This is a genomic window from Shewanella sp. MBTL60-007 (genome assembly GCF_019654915.1).
Taxonomy (GTDB): domain Bacteria; phylum Pseudomonadota; class Gammaproteobacteria; order Enterobacterales; family Shewanellaceae; genus Shewanella.
In genome coordinates this window covers 1-252 of record NZ_BPET01000218.1, presented here as the reverse complement: position 1 = coordinate 252, position 252 = coordinate 1, and the positions used below count along the sequence as shown (strand labels likewise).

The 252-nt window shown below is 54.0% G+C and carries 1 protein-coding gene; it reads left to right on the top strand.

Translation table 11 applies throughout. The features are described 5' to 3' along the window. Window positions 1–252 (top strand): hypothetical protein (locus K5Q92_RS24125; protein ID WP_220771289.1); only part of this gene is annotated, 252 nt, incomplete at both ends.

Here is a 252-nt window from a genome sequence, read left to right as displayed (position 1 = left end):
AACCCAGGCGATGGCCTGCTCACCCAAGCTGAAATTGGTGCTGATGACGTACAGCTGCAAGTCACTATCGATGGTACTGACTTTGAAGCTGGCGGCTATGTCACGCTTACCATTAACGGTGGCGCGGACATTCAGCTGAGTTTCGCTGACTTCACTGATGCTGGCAACGGCAGCTTCACCTTTGGTAACTACACTTATGCCAACGGCGTGATCAGCTGGACAGAAACCGCGCCTGCTGAAGGCGACAGCATC